1 protein-coding gene (running past one end of the window) is annotated in these 25,976 nt (G+C 42.9%); it reads right to left on the reverse strand.

The annotated features are described in order from the left end of the window. On the reverse strand, positions 1-25,976 hold part of the coding region annotated (locus tag HEQ36_RS11320; protein WP_290707734.1) for a DUF4347 domain-containing protein (this coding region is incomplete at its 3' end). The annotated region continues 2,824 nt past the right edge of the window; 25,976 of 28,800 annotated nt are visible.

Raw genomic sequence — 25,976 nt, forward strand, 5'->3', positions numbered from 1 at the left:
AGTCTCAGCATCCCCACTAATTGTTAATGAAGCAGCAATATTATCTACCGTGTTGCTGTCGTTATAAATCTGGATATTATCGTCTTCTGTACCCGAACTTACTGTTGTTGCACCACTAATAGTCTTAATGCGGACTGTATCAGCACCCGCTTCTGTATACAAGTTTGTTTGACCTGAATTACTTATGAGAGTGAGTGCATCATTACCACTGCCGGTGTTGAAGTCTAATGTACCAGCAGTAAAGTTATTAGTGAGATTAATAGTATCTGCACCAGAACCGAGTTGAACAGCTAAAGCTTCAATGGTGCTATATTGCAGACGACTACTTAAACCAAATCCGTCAACGTAGGTATTATTTACCGTCACATTTTGGTTATAACCACTGGTATTACTAGAGTAGTCGAGATTTAAGTTATCGCTACCTGCATTACCTTTAATACTGAAGTTTAAGTTACCACCAATATTGCTGACACTGGGATTAATTAAGGTGACAGTATCATTACCAGAGCCTAAGATAATACCGTATTCTTCAAAGTCTTGAGAGTCGAAACCACCACTGGAGATAAAGTTAACTAAATCAATTGTCAGGTTAAGGTTATCTGTGCGGGTGGAATAGTCTTGGCCAATGACATCATAACCAGTATTACCATCAACTACTAAGTTTGCAGTAACGCTTGAATTGGGATTGATCACATCATTACCAGAACCAAATTTAATGTTAATGTCCTGAAATTGACTGTAGTTAATAGTTGCACCCAAACCGACGATTTGGGTTGAACTTACGGTGGCAGAACGACCAACTGTATCGCCACTATTATCAATATTGAGGGCATTTGTGCCACTACCACCATTAACAGTAAATGTTCCTGTCGCGCCACTGTAAGGAGAACTAGAACTGCCTAAATTGATGGTATCGTTATCGTTACCTGTGTTGATGGTTACGCCTGTAGAAGTGATATAACCGTAAATTCCGACTGTACTACCAACGCCCACATCTGTTGTACCTTGGTCTACAGTAATTTGGACTGCACCAGAAGCCTTAATTGAAGCGTTGTTCAGTGTGAAATTGTCTCCTGCGGTTAAAATGATGCTACTACCTTGAATATCGCTGTTAATGGTCAAATCATCGCCACTACTAGCAGATTCTCCTGCATTCAAGGTAATGGTACCAGATGTGATGATACTTCCGCTAATTGTCAAAGGACTATGGGTAGCAATATTAAGATTACCACTGTTCAAACTAACTCCATTAACACTCAATGCACCGTAATTATCCACATACACAGCACCGCTACCACTGGGAACAGTCAGGCTATTAGCAGTCATTTGTAGACTATTGCTACTACTACCAATACCACTACTAGAAGTCAAACTAACAGCATTAGCTTGAATATCTCGTGAGTTGTTACCTCCGAAGATTCCTGTACCTGTGAGAGTCACACTTCCATCAGTTTGAACTTGATTGAGAGTCAGAGTCCCAGTGGAGTCAACTCGGATGTAACCGTTACCCATTGCTGTGGCTGTCAGGTTAGTTGAGTTTGTGTCAATATCAATATTTTTCAGGGCTGTAACTTCAATCGTCCCCGCATTTAAGGTTGTACCCTCAGCCGTGGTGACACTACCACCAATAAGGCTATTGCCATTATAGTAACCCGTAGAACCAACAACCAGTTGAGATGTACTAGGTGAACCATTAAAGACTAAATCAGCACCCATGCTAATTTCCACATAACTAGCAGTAGCTAACATTTGCTGGAAGTTGATATTACCTAAGTCTTTTTGGGCGTTGAGGATGAGGTTAGTTGCAGTGACGTTAAATCTGCTAGTAGTGTTATCCTGTAATTCGCCGACAGGTTGTGCTAATTCAATACTACCGGCTAGCTTACTGACTGTTTTCGCTTTCAGGTTCAAGCCATTACTAACTGCGGTAAAGAAGATTTGTACGTCAGTATAATTAGGGTTTTGTGCGACTACATTATAGTCAGACTCGGTAGTATAGATAATTTTATTAACAGGAACTTGACCTGCTATATTTTCGGTGACAGAGTAAGCATAGTAACCAGAACTATAGTTTCCAGATTGATTGATTTGACGACTATAAACTGTGCTGCTATCGGGAGATTCTTTATAATAAACTCGTTCACTACCATCGAAGACATTATTATTGTCAGTGTCATCGAAGTAAGCATACATACCGCTTTGGGTTTCCCGTTCTTGGGAAGAAATGGTACTTAATACGGCTGCTAAGGTGAGACTATCTTTTTGTGCTTGTGTGAGAGCCGTTAGAGCGGTGTTATAAACAGTAGCTTGGGAAATATCAGCGCTATCGAGATAATAGGTCGTGTTGGTGTAGATATCTCGATACTGATAATAACCTGCATAAGTACCAGAGCTTTGTAAGTTACCTCGTGCCACTAAATTAATGATAGTTTCTCCACCAGGAGTCTTAGCAGTCAGATTAGCAAAGGATTCAGGCGAAATGATGATGTTATCTGAACCTACTTCAAAGGTGAGATCATTTGTCTTGATGATGGGTAGACGCACACCACCTTCGCCATTAAGGGTGAGGTTAATAGCATCTAGGGTAATGGTTGAGTCAATATCTAAGGTTTGGGTAGCTTGAAGAATTAAAGTATTGGCGCTCAGGGTTTTATCGCTACCAGCAGGATCAATGACCAAATCATCTTGTTTACTGACTAATTGGATAGTTCCTGAGCTAGTGGGAACGCTTAAACCAGAGTTAGTGCTTAACGTGCCTAAATTGGATAGATAAATACTACCTGCGTTAGATGTCATACTCGGCACATTTAAGGTGCGATTCGCGCCCGATGCTAATTTACCGATACCTTCAATGTTGATAGTTCCATCAGCAGTGGCGGTAATTTCCGATAAATCAACTTCTAACAAACCAATATCACTACCTGTAGCTGTGGCGGTAAGGTTAGCTTTAACAGCGACTAATTCAGCAATATTATCATTAGAGTTGAGTGCAAGTATGTCACCGCCATTATTCGCAGTCAGGTTAATCTGACTGTAGGAGATTAAGTTACCGCTACCGTCGTAATCACTATAAACTCCAGCGTCTATCTTGCCAATGGTCATGTTACCAGAGGAAGTTAAATTGAAGGTATGCGCCTGAGAGTTGGTAGTTGATTGAACTAAGGTTGCAGTTAATGTCCCGCTATTGCTGAGGGTAAAGTTACCATTGCCAACTTGACCGGCAGTGAGGTTAAGATTACCAATGTTGTCAATATCTACGTTACCTGTGCCACCAACTTCAAAGCTGAGGTTGCTAACTTGGATGTAAAGAAGATCAACAGTACCAGCAGAATTAATATCTAAGCTATTGGCACTAATCCGGTTAGTATTATTGCGAGTGATGCTACCTGCGGAGAGAGTCATGGAAGTACCCGCAGATAAATCCAAGGCTGTATCAAGATCCAGAGTTAATGCACCGTTGGTTGTGATGTTGAGAAGATCAGCCGCTTTGAGTTTATCAACAGTAACAGTATCACCAGCCGTAATATTAATGTCGTTACCTGAACCTAACGCAGTGACATTTAATAACCGAATCCCGTTCACAGAATCAATGTCAATATTACCGTTAGCTGTGGTAATTGTGGCTTGAACATCGGTAGTTGATTTCCGATCTACAACTAGGTCAATATTACCGTTACTGCTGTTAGTCACATTCAAAGTTGTGGCTGTCAGGTTAGCACTAATACCAGATTTAGCATTGAGGTTCATGGTAGTAGCACTAATTAAACCATTTTGAATTACTCCATTAGTAACCAAATAGTTGTTAATGCTGCCCTGAGATGCAGTTAAATTCAGGGTTCCGGTAGTTAATAAACCAGAAGGTAAGTCAATCTTATTACCCGATGTTGTTTCCCCAGTTAAGGTAATATTGCCGTTTGTCCCTGTGGCGATATAAGTATTAACATCACCTGTGATATTACCGTTACCTCCATTATTACCAGCCAAACCAGTAATTCCATTACCTGCATTCAGTATGCCCTTAATAATTAGGTCATTACCTGCATTTAATTGGATTTGAGTTCCAGATGTAGCCGTTGTTCCGGCATTAATTGCACCGGCAAAGTTGATGTCACCGGTGGATGAGGTACTGGTGATAGTAACTTTACCAGTATTGTTAATCGCATATAATTCGCTGGAATCAAGGACGGAAACACTTGTACCTGTAACATCCAGGTTATTTTTGGCATAAATATAGCTAGGTGCAGCTAAGGTATTACTTGTATTGCTGCCTGTAGGGAGTTTACCTTGGATATTAACTTGACCCAAACTGCTGATATTAATGTTACCTGTTGTCCCGTTAGCGGCCAGTTTACCTGTGATGCTGATGTTACCTGTGGCATCAATGGTAATACCGTTAGCTGCACTAATGGAGTCACCTGCAAATTGACCGTAAGCCGTTTGGTCATTTGAGGTTTGACGTTCTGTTACCCAAATGGTTTGATCTTCTGTAATGTTATCAGTACGCCATTTAGTCTGGGTGTCTATGGAAACGCTCTTGACTTGAATATCACGAGTTTCGTAACGGGGACGGTTATCGTAAATATCTTGGGTATTTGTTACCCACTGCCAAGAAGTTTGTAACCGGGTGTCATAAATGGGTTTGTAAACAGATTCCCAATTGTATTTATAGTCATTAAATGTTTCAGACTTATCGCTAGTTTTCCTCCAGGATGAATTGACATCAATGGAATAAGATAGTTTTCCCCAACTACTGTCCCAACTAGTACTACTGGAAACCTCGCGACTATAAGAAGTGGTGCTTTGGGGAATAGTCACAATATTACTGTCATAGGTACCAATAATAGTGTCATTACTACTGACAACCCAATTACCATCACCATCATCTTCACGGAATTCCCAGAATAACCGGTAAGTGGCATTATATTTTAGATCTGACTTGGATATGAGTATATCATTAAGATTATCCGTACGGGACGAATCGTTCCATGTCCACTCTTTAAAATTCTCTTCACTGTTAATTTTTGCCCAAACTCGATACCAAGGTTCTTCAGAATTTCTCTCTGTATTAACATCAAATTGAATCTGGGTGACTTTAATACCTACGTCAAAAAGTTTTTCCTCAATTTGACCCACTAACTGTGTGTATGTTGCAACTTGATTTCTGTTATTAATTAGACGAGTAGTAGAGACATATTCTGTGGGTGCAGAGATCACAACACCATTTATATCATTATTATTAACTGAACTCTGAACTCTCCAAGCAGGATTCTGCAATGTCTGTGCTACATTACCACCTGTCCTACCGTCATTAATAGAATACAAACGTTTACCATTGCTATCATAACTAACTCCCCAGCGAACTACCGTCGTATTATCATTGTCAATACCACGGTCATAAGTATTAGTATACGCTCCAAATGCTGAGGTAAGTTGATCATAATAAACAGTAGCTTGATCCCAGTAATAACCTACATACTCACCAGTAGGAGTTGTGCCGCCAGTTTGTGACACCCATGTTTGTGAAGGTGAATATGTTCCCGTACTCAATTCATTAAAGTTATTTTTGTTGCTGTCATTTAATAGTTTCGCTTCACCTTGAGAAACGACTCGAAGTAATGCGGGTAAATCGCCAGCAATTCCTACAGGTACTCTAATATATTTATCATTCCAACCATCAACGTTAATCTTGATAATTGTGGTAGCAACGCTATTATTTGTGGCTGTATTGTAGGAGTTGTAATAACCTGCGGCTGAACTTAGTTGATAGTCACTACCACCGATAAACTCTTTCCGGTAACTTTGTCCGTTAGCGGTTTCCATTGCATAAGATTCATTGGTTTCGGTGAGATTCCAATAAATTTGAGCAGAAGTAGGATTACCGTCTCTTGTAGTTTCACGTTTGGCGTTACTAAAACCAAAATCATAGAGTTTATAGTAACCCAGTGAGGTTAAAAGGGCATTTTTTGCATCATCAGTTAATTCGTTAAAATTCCCTTTGGAAGCGTCATAGTCAACTCCAGCTACAAACCATTCTTTTTCTGTATTGGTAGTAGGATTCCAGTAACTATCTTGACTCAGAGTGGTATCCATCGTGAAGAATTCATTACCAACTCTGACGCTATCTGTACCGACTTGTTCTGTGAAAGTGCTGGGTATCCAGTTAACTACTTCTACCTGAATTGTGCCATCAGCAACTTGTCTTGTGCCAGTGACAACAGGTACAGTAACGGCGCGTTGAGTGATGAAGGGGATAGGTACTGGTTTTGTACCTGCGCCTAATGCTGAGTCTGCATCAATGGTGACTGTTCCCCCTGCGAGAATGGTAGCAGTATTCTGAGCTTGTAATGTACCTGAACCATTAACTAAGACATTACCACCACTGAGTTGAGAACGGGTAATTGTGCCGCGAATGGTGCTGGGTGTCCAACTGGCGTTAATACCAGCCCGAATATCGAGGTTTTGGGCGGCTGTCACTAAACCGTTAACAGTTAAATCGGTGAAGACATTTAAACTAATATTGGTGCTGGCATCTAAGAAACCTTGAACTACTAAAGAATTAGCAATAACTTCCAAATTCTGATGGGAGTCAACCAAGGCACGGGATAAGGGGGCTTTACTCTTAGCAATAATCCCTTGACCTAATGCGTTAATTTGGATACTCGGATCAATTGTGGTTGTTTCTGTTTCGCTACCGTAGGTTTGAATTAAGGCATTATTGGGACGGACTGCATTCAGTGGGTTGGTTTCTTGGTAGTCCAGTAGGTAGAGATTATTACCTTTAATGACTATCTGACTCTTAGCGCCCACAGCATTGTCAATAAAGACATCACCCGCATTATTCTCACTGGTAATAAATACCTTATCTGGATTGACGCTAGCATCGTTAAGTGGTGCAATTTGACCACTTAAAACCAGACCGGATTCAGCCGAAATATTGATGATACCGCTTGTGGCTGTTTCTAATGTACCGCCACCAACACGGGTGAGGTTAGCGGGGAGTTCGGCACTGGCAACGGGTGCAGCACCTACAGCTAGTACAGTTCCTGTCGCACTGACATAATCACCGTTAGTATTGATATAGAACCCAGAACTATTCACAAAACGTCCTTGAGGGTCTTGATAAATTAAGGGAGTTAGCATTAAACCGTAACCGGAAGCACCAACACCACCATCAACGGTAAGAACATCATCTGCTTTCAGGTAGCCGTTAATTAATAACATTCCTGCACTATCAATAGTGATGTCTGCACCGTCATCATAAGCCTGAATTAAACCATCAATTTCTACTTGTTTACCAGCAGTGATATTGATTTTGCTGTCGGTGCTATCTGCAAAAATCAGAGTTCCAGTTTCCGCAAACCTGGCTGTAGCATCACTCTTAATTAAACTTAGACTGTTCATGGTGAAGTCTAAGGTGCTGCTACCACCAGTAATATTAATGTTGATGTTACCTGTGGCGATCGCTGTCCCTCCTCTGGTGACAACTAAACCTGTGGTGTTGTCTGCACCTGAACCACCAAATGTGACTATATCTGCGGCAGTGAGATTGATATTGGCGGTTTTTCCTGTCCAGGTGACGGTGTTGTTAACCAGTTTCGCCCCGGCGAGGAGTGAACCGCCCACGTTGATAATATTACCAGTGACGTTAATATTACTGTTGTCTGTACCACTGAAAAGACGCACACCAGAGTTAAGATCAACTGTCCCTGTACCGTTAATGGAGAGATTACCAATACTGGCTAAATCAAAGCCTTGTTGTTGATATTTACCGTTAGTTAAGATGGTCCGACCAAAGGAAATACTACCGTTAGCATTGGTTTGGTTAATATTCAGGACTTCTCCTGTTCCCTGGACTAATATTTGACCGTTATAACCCTGAATTTGGTTAGCTGCGGTCATTTTCACTGTTCCTTGACTAATAATATCTGTCATCAACAAAATATTATTAGTTGCAGTAATTAAGACTTCATTGGTATTAGCATTATTATCAACTTTGGTACTTTGTAATACTCCTTCAAAGTTGATATTTTTACCAGTCATTACCAAATTTGTATCAGTAATAATGCGTCCAGAAGTGCTGGCTAAGGTTAGATCTCCAGAAGTTGCGGTAATATTAATACCAGTCATACCCACACTACCTTCGCCGATAGTGCTGTCAATAATCACGTCATTTAAACCAGTGATATTAACTGATTTACCATTAATTTTACTTGTACCAAAAGTATGAACACTGGTTTGTCCAGTAGTAATAGTTGTACCTGCATTGATGTTAATTTGATCAGTAGCCGTGAGACTACCTTTTAAATCAAGAGTGTTGGTAGCGTTAATAGTAATATCAGAACCTGTACCACCGGCGATAACATTACCTTTAACAACTCCATAAGTACCAACATTTAAGGTAATTGAACTATTACGAGTTTCTAATAAACCTGTATAGTCTAAGTCAATATCCACACCATCGGGCGAATTTCCACTATTCAAATTAATAGTTTCATAACCCAATACTTTACCAGCAATATACAATTTACCGTTTAGTCCGGTTGGCGAACCAATAGTCACAACTGAACCTACTTGGTCGGCTTTGACTGTATAAGGTAGGGTTGAAGTTAAATCGGTAGTCAGATTGGTGAAACCTAGTTTATCAGCATTAGTTGAACCAGTTTTAACTAATGTGGTTGCATAGGAACTGGTTAATAATAAACGACTTTCACGGAGTTTTACCTGTAAATCATTATTATCAAAACCAGTGTAGGTACTACCAATAGCATGAGCGGTAGTATCTTGACTACTAACAACTGTCCAAGTCGCATTCTTAATAGCAGTATTTAAGTCTTCGACTAAATTTCCTACTTGAGTATTATTATTTGTCACAGATTTGGGTAAGGTGACAGTGGCTTCAATGAAGTAACCAACTTTATCTAAACGTAATTTCAAGGTGACATCTTGACTAACTACGCCTGTGGCTAGTTCATAAAAAGCAGCCGCTTCAATTTCGTTGGTGTAAGCAGGGGCGAGTATATCAACTTCTCCCTTCGCACTCAGGTTAATTTGACTGTTTTCGCGCCAAGTGGAAATTTGGGTTGAACCATAGAGAACCATTCCTCTACCAGAATAATTGGTAGAACCGTCTGCTGGGTTGGGTTCTACAGAGTCAATACCGCCCACAAGGTCTATTTGTTTTCCGGCTTTCAGGCTTTGACCGATGCGAATTTGGTTATCTGCATGAACGCTTATGGTAGAATTACCGCCGAAATTATGGGCGTAACGTCCCATATATTTGCCGGTGGTGTCGCGGACATCTTGGACTTCACCACCTGGTAAGACTAAGCCTTGAATGTCAACATCTTGGGCTGCGTTAATAATAATGGAACTATCTGCTGCATGAGTAACTAATTCACTGGCTGCTTGAACATAAGCACCTGTACCGGAACTGTTACCACCACCGTTAATCGTGATGTTGTTATTGGCGTAGATGTAACCACCTGTTTCAATTGCTTGACCTTGTTGGTTAATGGTATGACCACCAATAAATGCCTGTCCAAGAGATGTGATCTCAACTTTGCCGTAGTTACCTGACCAGTCAATGGTTTGAGATAACATATTACCGTTGGCATCAAAAGTTTGGACTAACTTACCGCCTGATGCCAAGGTTCCCATCATTTCCATGTTGCCGGTGTTGTTCATGGAAATTAATGCGCCACTATTATCGGAAGTTAGACCCATGGCGGTGACACCGCCTGCTGCGGTGATAATTAAGCCAAGTCCGTTATCGTCTGCGCCCGCTGTACCGCCATTTAAGCTAACAGATTTGGAAGCTAGTAATCCTGTATCTAAGAAGATTTGTTGACCTGCTTTAACGGTGATGGTTGCGTCATTTCCTGCCCAAGTTACACCGGTTGCACCAATACTACCCCCCGCGACAACTGTGCCTAAGATATCAACATCTTTCGCACCTTGGAGGTTAATGGCACTACCAGCTTTTTTGGTATTAACTCTCGATGTAGTATGAACATAAACGCTAGAACCTTGACTATTTGGAGTGTTGGTGCTTGTTCCATTTGCTAGATAACCGCCTAAAATGTCAATTTTATCTTCAACGGTTAAGAAGCTTTCAATGTACACCCAACCTTCAGAACGAATTTTCAGGTCAGAGTTTTGACCGTTGACGTTGATATTACCTCGGAGAATTACATCATCGGGAAATTCCAAATTAACCACCGCATTGTCTGCATTATTGGTAATAGTTCCAGTCAGGAATAGGGAGAACGCATCTGGTTGTAGTGGTTTCAGGTAGAGGTCACTGGGTAATCCTATTTTCAAATAATCATCATATTTATCTAACCGAGAAGTTCCAGCCACCATGTTGATTTGATTGGCGGTGGTAATTGCTCCCTGGATAAACAGACCATTATTTGCTGTTAAATCTAGGGTATCTGAAGTGATTGACCCCACTCGCATATCACCGGAGATGACTTCGATACCTGCATGACCAACTGCACTTACTTGATTAACAAACAGGTCATTCGTTACCTCTTGAACATAGACGTTACCTCCACTGACAACAGTTAATTTCCCATCAGTTAGAGAGTTAGTGTTAATTTCTAAAACATCAGAGTTAGTACCAATACTACCCACTGTTTCTAATGTGATGTTTCTACCAATAACATCAGCCGTCGTATCTCCCGTGTCTACAATCGAGGTTAATGCCCGTAAACCGACATCAAATTGAGTTTCAATTACACCAACTTTCAAGTCATGATCTAGGGAGTTAACGTAAATATCACCTTGTTGAGCCGTGATATTAATAGCACCATCTAACAATAGATCAACATCAAGGTAGTTGGTGTATTCGCCAATAGAACCTGTTGTTGATTGTAGATCAATTGCCGAACCACGAATATTCAGGAGATTCTCATTAATATCAAAGATTGAACCTTGAGCCTGTAAATCTACAGAACCATTAGTGAGAATACTATTGACGAATATATCGCCACCAGGAGCTTCAACTGTCACGTAACTGCCAGCGTTAATCTTATCAATAAATAAGGATGTGTTGGCAACTTGACGAATGTAAGTGCTAGTTAATGATTCTGCACTTAATTGGCTATTAGCACCGGACAAATCAATGCGGAACGAAGTGTTAGTCGTTGTTCCAGCAATAGTACCTTGAGACACCACTAATAAATCACCAGTAGTGGTAATAGCTGCCGTACTTCCTCCGGCGTAATTATCAATGATGCTACCACCCGCCTGGAGGCGCACATCTCCACGAGCATTAACGTGATTGATATTTAAAGTTCCAGCAGCCTGTACTGCAACGGCATCACCGGCATCAATAGTGGTGATGTTGGTAATTTCTATGTCAATATCATCAGTTAATTGCAGGGTTAGGGATTCTACCACAGACTTGTCTTGTACTAATTCTCCTTGAATTAGGTTGACGTTCCCTACTCCGTCTGATCCATGATTTGCTGTTAGTTTTTGCCAAAGGGTTGTATCACCATAGATTTGCTTCCCTAAATCAAGGGTCTGATTTTGACCTAAATATTTATAAAGTCCATATTCAACAGCGTTGTACTGCACTAGAACAGTTTGATATGTTGCTAAGGAAACTTCTTGCTTGATGGATTTATTGGTTCCGCTAACAAAATTCGCTTGCAATTTCTCCCACAAGGAAGTGTTGCTGAAATTTGCCTGAGTCAGATCAACATCTGTGTCATCGCTACCTAAATATTTGTAGGTGGCATAACTTACGCCCACTACATCACTTACAGAGGCACTGGAGAGGGTTTTCTTTTTATCAGTTGCTAGGTTGTTAAAGCCACCAGATAGGTCAATGGCAACCATGTTACCGACTTGTCCTAACTGTCCTTGGGCTTTGAGGGTGACGTTGCGACCAATAATGTTAGAACCTTCTGTGTTACCAGCAGTTGGTGTAGTCCTTAGTAAGTTGGCATTGGGATAGAGGAAGCTATATAAACCTGCGGACAAGGGATATTTTAAGGACTCTGCATCAAATAGTTCTTGCGCTCTCTCACTAACTTCTGATGAACTGATGGAACTTCCTTCCACAAGATGATCAAAAATCGAACCTTGGACAGATTCTAAGTAAATATCTGCCGGAGTCACAATTGCATTGAGGTTCAAGTCTCCTGCTATTTCACGAATATAAATATCACCTTGAGATTCAGCCCCTATACCACGTGTACCGCTGTCTACTCGTAACCAATCTGTTGTACTTCCTAATGCTCCAGCAGAAGTCTCAAGTTTAATTTCTTTACCACTGATTAATGAACTGGAATTTCCTGCGGTGATGCCTTGAGGTGCGTTTAATGTGACAGTACCATTACTGGAGGCAATATTACCAGCCACCAGGTTGCTATTAATGTTATCAAGAGAAACAATTGTTAAATTGATATCACCTACTGCTGTAGCATTGACCGGTTGTAGACCACCTTGTATTTTTAAGTCAATACCACCAGACTGAGCCTTGAATTTCAAGGCTTGAAGTCCGTTTTGCACATCGGCGTTATCTATGGTGTTGGCATAAACAACACTGGAACTATTACTATTAATGGAACTACCTATTAATGACACCTTGCTATTAGGAGATTCGATGTCACCTTGGAGATAAAGGACTCTGTTGCTGGTGATAGATATTTGAGCAGCATTTTTATTAGGCCCTTGGATGAAATCTATATCAATTGGATAATCAGCTTTTAAGGCGTTGGTATAGAAGTCTTTGAGTCCAGTAATAGTAGTTGTTCGCGTGTGTAAAGTTTTCTTTCTCAGCCAACCACCACCTGTAGTCCAATTTTCAACCTTGGTAGAAGAATTGACGTAGTTGCTATCAAACTTGTTATTAACTCTATCTGTAATGCTTGATAAGTTAGTGCCAATCTCTGTCCATTTATCGGTGTCAGTGAAATCTTGGGTAGATAGAACTAAGTCATCATTATCGCCGATATAACGATAAACCTTGTTATTGGCAACATTTCTGACCTCGGAAACGTTTTTGATCAAGTCTACGCTACTGTCGTTTACCTGTTGATACTCGATAGTGTAGGCGGGTAGAATAGTTGTAGCATTAGATACTAATGACTCCGATTCTAGCAGTGGCTTTTCATCACGGAACTCTACGGTTTTCCAGGTATAACTATCATCTGCAACTAAAGCATCCCAATCAAAACCAAAGAGGTTAAAGCTCTTTTTCTCATATTTTCTGACTTCAACCTGGGTTTTCTCCTGTCCCTCTGTCCACACATACTGGCGACCTAGTGGGGTTTGGTACTTGATGTCATCAGTGAAGCTATTTGTTACTGGAGTTCCGGTTGCTGTGTAGGTAACAGTTTTGTTGACACTATCGTATACTCCGTCAAATTTTGTGGTCTTAATATTATTAGCATCAACTGTGTACTGAACCTTCTTGAGGGTTTCTGTGTCAATGATGGTAATTTTACCTTGACGGTTGGTGGTGGTGTCAATGCGGTTGAGGATCAGTTGATAAATGCTCTGGTTGTTAATATCAACGTTGGTATAACCGTTGGCAACTTTCAATTGACCATTTCCTGTACTGAAGATTTGACCAGCCAGGGTAATTTCTCCACCCTTGGGAACGATGTCATTCAGGATGATTGCCTGTTGATTAACGTCAAAGTAACCATCTACAGGGACATTTTCTGTGCCGAAACTAATTCCTGCTAAGACATTGCCATTATCATCCACAAAATTTCTGGTTTTCTTACCAGGATTAAAGGTGGCAGCAATATCAAGTTCAATGGTACTAACACCACTTTGAATGAGTCCGTTGACGTTTAGATAACGAGCGGTGATTGTAACTGGTCCTTGAGAGAGAATGCGGGATTGATTACGGTTAATGGAGGTTTCTAGGTTTTGACCATTGACGTTAGTAGCACTGTTGTAGGTTTCACTATCGGCAATACCATTTGGGTTATAGACTGTTTGACGTAGTCGGTCATAGTCGAGATATTGACGGGGGTCTTGATTGCTGTGGAACCAATCATCCGTATTCAAGTTAAAGTTGCTGGCGGCATTGATGGTGACGTTTTCGGCTCTAATTTCCCCGGAAACGTTGATACTACCTTCTTTGTTGTCAATTAACAGGTTGCCGGATTCGTTGATTACATCACCAAGGATGTAGATATCTTGGTCAACAGAGGGGATAACAAGACTGCCTGTGTCATATTGACTGTTGGGATAGGCATCTTGAACGATGGAGATGTTCTTAGCGCCAGTGTTGTTAACTGCGTTGGAGATGAGAGCGTTGTTGAGATAAACGTTACCGGGCTGGAGAACTGTGTATTGACCATCAACTATTCTGACTCGTTTGTTGTCACGAATGACTGCATCGTTGACGTTGAGGGTGAATGGCGACTGGTTGGTAATTTTAATTTCTGCGCCGCCTCTGGCTATTAGTTGATTGTTGCTAATTAGAGGTGTGAAGGCAGTGGAACTAGTTCTGTCTGCTTCAATAAAGATGGAACCTGGCGCGGCATAAATATTGGGCAGATTGATGAATAATAGGTCTATTTCTTTTTGAACTGTCGCTGATTCTGGATCAATTAGTCCAGAATCAGCGATCGCTTGATTGATGGCATCCAATTGTACTTGATAACGAGCTACTGCCTCGGAATTACCGGAGTGACTGTTAATCCAACCTTGGATTTTCTCTCTTTGTTCTAGTAAGAGACTACCTAAACCCGCATAAGACATTGTGATGTCGTCTAATTCTACTGGTTTAACAACGTAGAATTTGTTTTCGAGGGTGCTTTTTAAGTTATTGGTAACATCACTGGTATAAACAGTCAAGTCTTCCAAGTTCGGACTAGTGCCAAGGTCTTCCCAAATCAAAGTATTGGTATAGTTCTGGGTTTCTAAAATAATTGAGTCAGCGCCATCTTTGGTTAGAGGTTTGTATTTGTAGTAATGCCCGGCTGTACCACTTTCATAGGCATTAGCTATGGCTTGTACGACTGTACCAGTGGAAATGCTAAAGCTAATTTTAGCTAAATCCAATTCGGCATATTCATAGTTGGTCTCTTGATCAAGTCCCAGGGCGGTTTTTTCACTAGCAATTAGTTCATGCCCTAATTTTGCTGGGTCTAACTGTTGAGTACCACCGACACTGATGGGTTTAATTTGTACTACTGTTTTGTTATTAATTCCGGCTTCAATGCTGACACTACGACCAACCTCAATTTGATTGCTGCTGCTGACGGAACTACCATCTGGAACATTAAATCCGTAGGGAAGGGCAGAAAGATTCAATACTAAACCATCAGTTGCAGCCCGTTTATTCCCGTCTAATCCTTCTTTCGCAACTAAACTGACATCCCCTAATGCTCTGATTTTTGATGCGCCTTTAATGTCAATTTTATTGGTTTCGTTGATCTCGGCTTTCAAGACGGGAATACTTAAACCAGGACCGAAGGAAACGGTCGTAATTTCAGCATTGGCGGAACTATCTAGCAAGTTGGGAACGGCAAAACTATCTCGTCCAGTAAATAGATAAATGTCACTACCTTTGACGGTGGCATTATCTACTGTGATTTGGTTTTTGGCGTTGGTAGTTGTCTTCGCATCGCCGGCGGCAACTCCGCCAAATGCAGTGACGGAGAGGAGGTTCGCACTTGGTCTTAGTCCCGTATCAGTCCGGGTAGTCAGGTAAACATCCCCAGATTTATTTTCTAAGGTTGCGCCGTTAAGATTGATGGCGGCATTGGTTTCAGCATCAATTCTCGATAAACCTACCGCCAGACTGTAACCACCAACGGTTTCAATGCGGACATTGTCAACGGCAGTTGCTTGATTCAGGGTTTCAATTTTCAAGACTCCTTTCTTGGCATTTGTGCCGTTAACGGTAATGTTAGTGCCGCTACCAATGTTAACTACTGCCTGGAAGGGATTATCCGATGTCCCAATGTCTGTACCACTTGTAAGGACAGTAACGTTCGCGCCAGATGCAGAAGCAGCGATGAGGCTTGGTTTCCCGGCGGTTTCGTCTTTAGATACTCTGTTAATGGCATTGATGATCACATTATCAGCAGTAATACTAGTGCTAGTTCCTATATTTACATTAGCCTTACTGGTAATTAGATTTTTTGTTCCTGCTCCAGTCCCAGCTAATGCTGCTAGGGTAAAACTGTCAGCGGAGGAATCTACATCTTGATCATGGCTGGATGTAATGTATAGGTTATCTACGACGATCGCTGTGTTATTACCAATTTTGGCTAGGGTGGCGAAGTCGGTAGTCACGTTGGATTGAGCGCCCGCTACCGCAACAGCACCACCAGAGGCAGCTATACTTTCTGCTAATAAATCATCGGTACTAACGGCTGCAATTGTCAGGGCATTGGCAGTTACTTGTGTACCATCCCCGATGGTTGCTTGCACTTCATCAAAATCATTGCCCTTACCTAAGGTAACATTGGACTCCATCGCGCCTAAAGCCCCTAATCCGATAGTGCCACCGTTGGAGGAGGTTCTGCTTCTGGTGTTAGCGGCTGATCTGATGTCAATATCACCAGTGGATGTAAGTTTTGTGCCTTCGACAAAGGCTTTGAGGAGGATGGCAATATTGCCAGTAGCAATATTAACCACACCGCCTACAGTACCACCAGAAACCCCGGCGGTGAGGGTCTTATCTATGTCGGCAATGGATTCTACGTAAACTGTGGTATTGACTGAGTTAATAGTTGTGGTGATGGGAGTTCCACTTGTCCAGTTGTCCGCGACGGAATCACTATCAATCCAGGCTTGGATACTGCTATTAATCTCGTTCTTAACTATGGCTCCACCCAGGGCAGCACTGATGATAGATGCCGCTATGCTGACTATTGTGGCATCACTGGAGAGGTATGCGTTCTCAGCGGCTAGGACATCCAAATTTGTGCCACTGGTGACTGTCACTGGTCCTGTAATATAGGCATCAATATCGTTATTGATGGTGTTATACAAACCCACACCTCCACCGGCGAAGGCAAATCCACGACCACTGACATCAACTGCTACTGATGCTGTTACCGCGGTGACGTTGCTAATGCGGGCGCGTTCAACATCGGCAGAAATGAGAACATTGCCGGTGGTAGCTTGGATAGTTTTGGCAGTATTGCTCTTAATGTAAGCCTGGACACTATTGGTAATTTCGTTGACTACTTGAGATACAGCTACGGATACTGCACCTCCTCCCAAAACACCTGCGATCGCTGCACCAACTGCATGGGCTTTGGTCACTTGGCTATCGGATATGGCCTTGATTTTTATGTCAACTCCGGCAGTAGCCTTAGTATTTTCTAGGTAGGCGTGGATATTGCTGGCCATTTTGCTGGTGGATTCTGCCCCAGCCCCGGCTAGAGATAAACCAATACCCACAGCGATCGCCACTGAACCGGCGAAGGATACTGTCTCAATGGTGTCTTTACTATTGGCATAAACTTTGATATCCCCTGTGGAGGTGGCGGTAGAATCTTTGATATATGCCAGGGTTTCGTTACCGTAACCAGAGTCATCAGTGATGGAGTCGTAACCAATTAGGTTTCTAGCCAGGGAAACGCCAATGGCTCCTGATGCTGCTATTAATGCGCCAGAACCAGCCACGCCCACAGCCCCGGCCAATGCAGAGATATGTGATGTACTTTGGGCATCTAGTTTGATATCGTTGGCATTTCCACCTTTGGTTTCTATGGTGCTGCTATCAACGTAAGCTTTAACACTGTTGTTAATAATATTGGTGGATTCTGCCCCAACTCCAGTCAGAGCCAACGCTCCTGAGAAGATGTTGGGAGATATGGCAACACTGACGGATACGGCTACGGCATTGGAGGTGATGGTCGAGTCTTCAATTGCCTCTAATATTAAAGAACCATTCTTTGCCTCTACTTTATTGTCGGCATTTTGGATGTAGGCATGAACATCGTTATCAATGTCGTTGCGAGCAATGCTTAACCCAATGGAGGCTGCCACAGAGAGATTACCAGCAAAGGATATACCCACAGAAGCTGCGCCCACTCTGGCTGTAATGTCTGTGGTGTCATCAGCTTTGAGGGCGATGCTGTTGGCGGAAATACCTGATACCCCATCCCTGTCTATATATGCCTTCACCTCGGCAGCGATTTTATTTTCAGCTACCGCACCCGCACCCACTAGGCTAACGGCGAAGTCTCCCGTAGCCCCTACACCTAATGCTCCTGCTCCCACATCGGCGGTGATTGTATCTTCGGCTGTGGCGGTTTGGCTCAATGCACCTGTGGCTGTGATGCTGGAATTTTCAATATAGGCTCTGACTTGGGCTGCGGATTTGTCACCATTAGATTTATAGCCAATGTAGTTTTTGGCTAAAGACCCACCTATGGCGGCGGCTACCGCTCCTCCACCTGCGTTGCCTGCACCACTGCCTGCGATCGCCACCACGGCGGCATCAATGTCGTTGTCGGAGTCGGCTGTTAAAGTGACATTATCAACATCACTGATGGTGCTGCCTTTGATATAGGCGTTGGTATCGGTGAGGATGACGTTGGTGGCTTCTGCTCCCCCACCACCAAGGGCTATACCTGTGTTGCTGCCCACTGCTACCGATATAGCAACGGCCACGGAAATAGCCTCGATGGTGGCATCGGATTCGGCAATGATGGAGATGCTGTTAGCTGTGGAAGAAGCGGTGGAATTGTTGATGTAAGCTTTGATGTCGTTGTCAATGGTGTTTCTGGCTAAGGAGACACCTATAGAAATGGAGACGGATGTAGCTCCCCCCACAGATAGGCCAAAGCTTCCGCCACCCGCATCGGCGGTGATGTCTGATGTGTCCTTAGCCTTAATGGTGGTTAATCCATTATTGGCAATGATCGTACTGCCATCAACATAAGCTTGAACTGTGTTTTCAATATTATTAGTGGCTTCTGCTCCCGCACCACTTAAGGCCAATGCCCCCTTCTCGGACACTGCGATCGCGATGGCAACAGCAACGGAATCGGTATCAATAGTTGCATCTTCAATCGCCTCTATTTTCAGTTGCCCATTTGTGGCTTCTACCTTATTGTTGGCATTTTTGATGTAAGCCGTGACTTCATTGCCAATGTCGTTACGAGCTAAACTGACACCAATGGCGGCGGCGATCGCGGCATTACCCAGGAATGCGGCTGCCACAGATGCAGCACCAACTCTAGCTGTGATGTCTGAGGTGTCGTCAGCCTTGAGGGTGACAGAATTGGCAGAAATTCCCGTGGCTCCGTCGCCATCAATAAAGGCACTGACCACTTCAGCGATTTGATTGTCAGCTAACACACCAGCACCACTCACACCCACATTGAATCCCTGGCTAAAGGCGGCTATGGCTACCGAGCCTGCACCCACATCGGCGGTAATGGTTTGATCAGAGGTGGCTGTTTGGCTGAGATTGCCACTGGCTGTAATACTGGAATTTTCGATGAAGGCTCTAATATCTGTGGCTGATTTATTGCCGTTTTTCTCGTAACCAATGTAGTTTCTAGCTACGGCTGCACCAATGGAAGCTGAACCACCAGGGCCACCACCAGACACTGCACCGGATATGGCAACCACGGCGGCGGTAATGGTGGAGGTGTTATCGGCGGTGATTGTGACATCCTTTGCCTGAGTAATGGTACTGTTTTTAATGTAGGCGTTGGTGTCAGTGAGGATGATATTCTCTGCATCTGCTCCCCCACCACTGAGTCCCAAACTAAATTCTTTACCCACAGCTACGGCGATGGAGACGGCAACACTTCTGGCGGTAATTTTCGCATCGGATTCGGCTTTGATCAAGATATCTGTGGTGTTGGCGGTGAGGCTAGTGTTGTCAATATAGGCAGAAACTTTATTATCAATAGTGTTGTCTGCCAGTACCACACCAATGGAAAGACCAATGCTATTATTCCCACCGGCTGCCACCGCCAAGGAGCCGCCACCAGCATCGGAGGTGATTTCTGAATCGTCTGTGGCGGTGATAGTGATTGCTCCTGCCACTGTCACCACGGGATTATTTTTTAGGTATGCCTCGATGGTGTTATGAATTTTGTTGGTGGATTCAGCACCGACTCCGCTCAAGGCGGCAGACCATTTCTCGGAAACGGCTACAGCTATAGATACAGCCACGGCATCAGTATTAATGGTGGCTTTATCAAAGGCTTCTAACTTCAGATTGCCTGTTTTCGCTTCGACTTTGGTGTCGGCATTTTGGATATATGCTTTGACTTCGTTGCCAACATCGTTCCGGGCCAAGCTGACACCGATGGAGGCAGCTATTGCCACCTCGCTTGTCCCCAGGAATGTTGCTGCTACTGATACTGCTCCGGCTCTGGCTGTGATGGTGGAGGTATCTTTGGCTGTGAGGGCGATCGCATTGGCAGAAATTCCGTCTGCTCCAGTTCCATCACCTTCGATAAATGCACTGACTATTTGGGCGATTTTATTGTCTGCTAATACACCAGCACCGCTGGCTGCAATATTAACTGGACCGCTACCTTTGACTGATACGGCTAATGAACCTGCTCCCACATCGGCGGTAATAGTTTGATTGGTTGTGGTGGCTGTTTGGGTGAGATTACCACTAGCTTTGATACTTGAACCTTCAATGTAGGCTCTAATGTCTGTGGCGGCTTTATTCCCATCTTTGTCGTAACCAATGTAGTTTTTAGCTACTGCTCCCCCGATGGATGCTGCTCCTCCTGGTCCACCGCTTGAACCTGCAGCAGCAATAGCAACTACAGCGGCAGTAATTGTGGATGTATTCTCGGCTAGGAGGGTGAGATCCTTAACTTGGATAATGTCACTGTTTTTAATGTAGGCGTTGGTATCACTGAGAATGATATTGATTGCGTCTGCGCCTCCACCACTAAGTCCGGCGGAAAGCTCTTTCCCCACAGCGATCGCGATTGATATGGCTACACTCTTGGCAGTAATAGTAGCATTGGCATCAGCCGTAATATCTATATTATTACTACTAGATGAGGCTTTGGCGTTGTCAATGTAGGCAGAAACTTTGTTGTCAATGGTGTTGAGTGCTTGGGCGACACCAATGGCGATCGCTCCTGAATTATTACCACTCCCACCGGAAAATGCCAGAGATCCTCCACCTGCATCAGAAATAATCGTAGAGTTATCTGTTGCTGTCAGGGCAATTTTGCCGCTACCTGTAACAACAGCCTGATTTCTAATTGCGGCCTCAATGGTATTGTTGATTTCGTTATTAGTAGAAGCACCAGATCCGGCTAGACTAACTCCGGTTTCACTACCACCTTTAGCCGCAGAAATGCTACCTGACAATGCCAACGTATCAATCTTAGCGGTAGAAGTAGTAGACAAGGTGACTCCGCCCGCAGAAGAGTCAACTTTTGTATTCACTCCTTCAATGACAGCGGCTATGGTATTATCTATATCATTGGTAGCGATCGAGGCACCAATAGTACCTGCTATACCAGTTTTAGAATTCAAGACTACAGCAATTGCCACTCCCCCTGCATCAGCAGTAATGGTCGGAGTATCAATAGCTTCCAGTTTAATTTCTCCACTGGCATCAACATCAGCGCCATTCCGAATGGCTGCTTCAATTACATTAGTGATATCGTTATCAGAACCAGTTCCAGCCCCAGACAAGCTCAATCCCGTTGTACCGCTGCTCTGGCTTCCCGATACAGTTCCCGCCATACTTCGTGCCACAATAGTGGACTTTGATTCAGCTTTCAGGCTAATATTACCGCCTGTGGCATTAACTTTTGCCTTGTCAATTGTGGCTTTAACATTATTGTCAATTGTATTGGTTGCCTGGGATGCTCCAACTGTGATTGCCCCAGTAAATTCCTTTCCAGCAGCTATCCCAATAGCCACACCACCAGCGTCAGCAGTGATTTTCGACTCATCTTTTGCATAGAGGGTCACTGTGCCTACACTGGTGACATCGGCAGAATTGTCAATAATCGCTGTAATGGTGGTACTAATTGTATTTCCAGACCCGGCCCCAGCCCCAGCAAAAGCACCACTTAATCCACTGGTAGTTTGAGTGCTGGAAACTGAACCACCTATACTCGCCGCTTGGATAGTTGCAGTGGAATCTGCGGTGAGGGTGATAGTACCTGCCGAGATAATGGTGGCATTATCTATATAAGTTTTGATAGAGGAGTCAGTAATTTTATTAACTGATGCTGATGCACCTACGGAAATAGAACCTGATCCCTTTCCTCCTTGAGCCAAAGCCACACCCACACCACCAGATTCAGCATAAATTTCTGAATTATCCTTGGCTGTCAGGTTTAAGGTTTTACCACTGGTTTTAGTCTTAACCAAACCTTCACTAATAAATGCTGCAATGGTGCTAGTGATGGTATTCTTAGAACCTGCTCCAGCACCGGCAACACTAAAACTACTGTTGGCAGGATTGTTGGCATTAGAACCAGCACCAGCTAAACTGATAGCAATTATTCTTGTGTTTGATGCTGTTGCTTTTAGTTCAATATTGCCTGATGTGGTAGCTACAGAATTATTGATCACCGAGTTGAGACTGTAAGCTCGGATCGTATTTGTTACATCGTTTGTAGCCACTGAGAATCCAGCAGTTACGGCAGTAGTTTGTTCCCCTGCTCCAGCCAAGGAAAGGCTATATCCAATCACACCTCCAATGGCATAAATCTGGGAAGTATCATCAGCCAGTAGTTTTAAGTCTCCTGTGGCATCAACGATCGCATCTTTTAAGAACGCTTCTGTCTTCTTGTTCTTAATAATATTTTGGGAGAAGGAACCCGGCACATTTACCGATGTGTCTGAACCAGTGGCGGCTGTTGTGCTTGAACCCGCCAAGCCTATGGAGAGAGAAATAACAGTATTATCCTGATCAGCTTCTAGGGTAACGTCTGTACCTGCTACCGTTGCCCCAAGGATGAATGCTTGGGTGGTACTGTCAAACTCATTCAAACTATAAGAGCCAAATAACCCAATATTTGTAGATTTTTGAGTTTTCAGTTTAGAGGTATTAATTGCCGCTCCACCAGAAAATGTCCCAACAAAACTATCATCGTTGGCATTAAGTTTGATATTGCCGTTATAGGCTCTAACTGTGCCAATATCATTAATATACGCTAGAGTAGTATCATCTATGATATTGATTGCCACATTACCCGCCACAGTCCAATCATATTGGGTTCCTTCGGTTGGTTTGGGTTTAGGTGGATCAGCATTGATGGCAGCAGCTAAAGCTACTACGACAAAATCTCCCGTATTTTTTGCTGATACATCAATGTCACCAGTGCTAATAATATAAGTTCCCTTGTTACCTGGTGTTTGGTCATTATCTTGCTGTTCTTTGCCAACAATGGCTTTAGTATATCGAGTTACATCATTAACTCCTACACTAATACCAACACCTACACTGTCCGTTTGTTGAGCAGCACCAACTACTGTCACATGAGTGTTATCACTTTCTGCTTTGACTGCAACTCCTCCACCATCAGCTTTTACGCCGCTTTCAATTTGGGCGATGGTTGTACTGGTTTGCCCTACGCCAATACCACTACCAGTAAATCCATAGCTTTCGGCATCACCACCCCCCTGCACTAGGTCAAAGAAGAATACATTTTCTTTGGCGATGACTGCTAATGCTGTTTTCTTCAGGGGGTCAATGCCAGTATCACCCAGTGGGCTTGTGGTGATGACAACGCCATCATTGATTTTAGCGATCGTATTGTTATCTACTGTTTGAACTAATACCGAAGCACCAAGACCATTTTTTGCTCGATTACCAAAGATATTAAATGCTTCAGTGGGATCTCCTTTTTGATAAGCCTTAATAGTGGAATCAACATTTACAGCAAGGTGGATAATACCAACAACATTAACCATCGTCATTTCTGTATTAGCTTTTACTAGTACAGATTGTGTATTAATGATTGTAAAGACTTGAGAGCCAATACCAACTCCAGTTAAGTCAACAGCATTACCACCCAAGGCATCCTGATAGCTATTTGCCAATTGAATGTAGTTCGCATCAGCAGCAATGACAAAATATCCCCTATTAGCCGTGAGTCCACCGATCGCAGTTCCACCTGTACCAACGGAATAGTTGATCATGTCTCCTGTTTTTAAGCCATGACCGCTAATTTTAATTAGGTTATCGCTGGTATTAATTTTTAGTTTATTCTCATCATCAGCTTCGGTTTTGTCATCACCACTCAAACTAGATGTGTCAACTATTGTTACTGTTTTCTTTGACCAGGAATTAGTTAAGCTAACTTTTTGGACTCCAGAACCTAATGCTGTAAATTGAATTGCCGTATCACTAATGGATTGAGCGTAGGTATCTGCCAATTTAATAGTGTTGGCATCAACAACAATCACAAAATAGGCACGATTACTAAGTCCACCAATAGCATTTCCGCCAACAAAGGAATAGTTAATTAATTGCCCTTTTGTTAAACCGTGGTTAGCAATTTTAATCGTGCCATCGTTGAGACTAACTACGCTAGAACTAGCGGCATCAAAGTTCCGGTCAGAGCTATAGTTATTGTCCTGATTAATTTGAGTTCCAGTAATAGTTGAATCGTTGGGATCTCTATAACCAATAATCGCTTCAGATGTGTTGTTGTAATCCAGGTATGATCCAGATAAGGCAAAACCTATTGTGCCTCCTGATATTTCTCCTCCTGTTTTCGGATCTTTCTTACCTTTATTTTTTGTAGTGACGAAGGTATTAAAAATCCGACTAGGGAAACCCAGTTTACCATCAAAGAGAATATCCTTGGTTAGTAAAATCACATTTCCTATGCCTTGTTCTGCTTCATTTATTGCTGGAGTCTTTGGGTCATCCTTAAAGGAATAGTCTTTCTTGAAATCCAACAAAAAGGGATAAATGAGGTCAGATGTAACTGAAAGTTGATTGCTGGCATCAACGATCGCTCCATCATAAATTCTGGACTTAACAGTATTGGTATAGAGTCCCAGCCCAAAGGAAAATGCTACAGCAATCCCATCTCCGTCTTTACCAGTAGCAGCGTCCACGAAGGTTTGCAGTTTTTGTTCTATGGAGGACTTAACAGTAACATTTCCAGTGGATTTTAAAACTGCTGATGGACCGACTGTGGCAAATACATCATGTTCAAACAAGTTTAAGGCAAAACCAAATCCAACAGAGGAACTTTCCTCACCTTCCATTTTTTTCGCCCCTGGAGGTTTTTTTAACAGATCCTTTGTCTCGGCAGGCTTAAAAATTGCTGTGGCTGCTGGGAGTAGGGAGACAGGATTGGCAAGCAGGTCATTAATTGTGGGGTTAGAACCAGTAGCTCCTTTAGAGGATGATTTATCAGTTGCTTTTAAAGAGGCTGTTACAGAAATACCACTGCTGCCTTGTCGGGGATTTTTCAGGGTATGTTCTGTACCCGCACTGGCAACGGTGGCATCTAGATCAATTCCCGCAGCATTAATGGCTTCTGGCAAGGATTCAGCTAATTGAATTGTATCCTGATCAATAACAACAACATGATAATAGGTTTGATTCTCTAAACCACGTAGCGGTGTATCCTTGACTGTGACATTTCTGGTGGTTTTAAAATTATGAAGCGAGCCAGTTCCTCCGGCTTGTATATCTATGGAGGTGTCGTTGGTGGCAGTGTAGCTTTCTGCGCTGGACTTGGAAGTAGCAAGTTTTATGTGAGTATCGTCAATGACTATTGCATAATAAACTGTGTCTTTAGCCAGGTTGCCGATCGCTGTGGAAGTTTCACCCAAGTAGCCTGTTTGATAGGTAACGGCATCGCCTGTTGTTAGGTGGTGCAGACTACTGAATGTAATGGTGTTGCTTGTCAGATCCACGTCAGTTGCTGGATCAAATGACAAGTTCATCCTCATTGTTTGGGTGGTTGAGAACTGGGGATCGACTTCATAGTAAACCGCATCACCAGTAGTAAAACCATGATTGGTGATTTTGATGGTGTCGTTGTCTTTACTTACAACAGTGCTAT

Source organism: Anabaena sp. 54 (genome assembly GCF_017355725.1).
Lineage (GTDB): Bacteria > Cyanobacteriota > Cyanobacteriia > Cyanobacteriales > Nostocaceae > Dolichospermum > Dolichospermum heterosporum.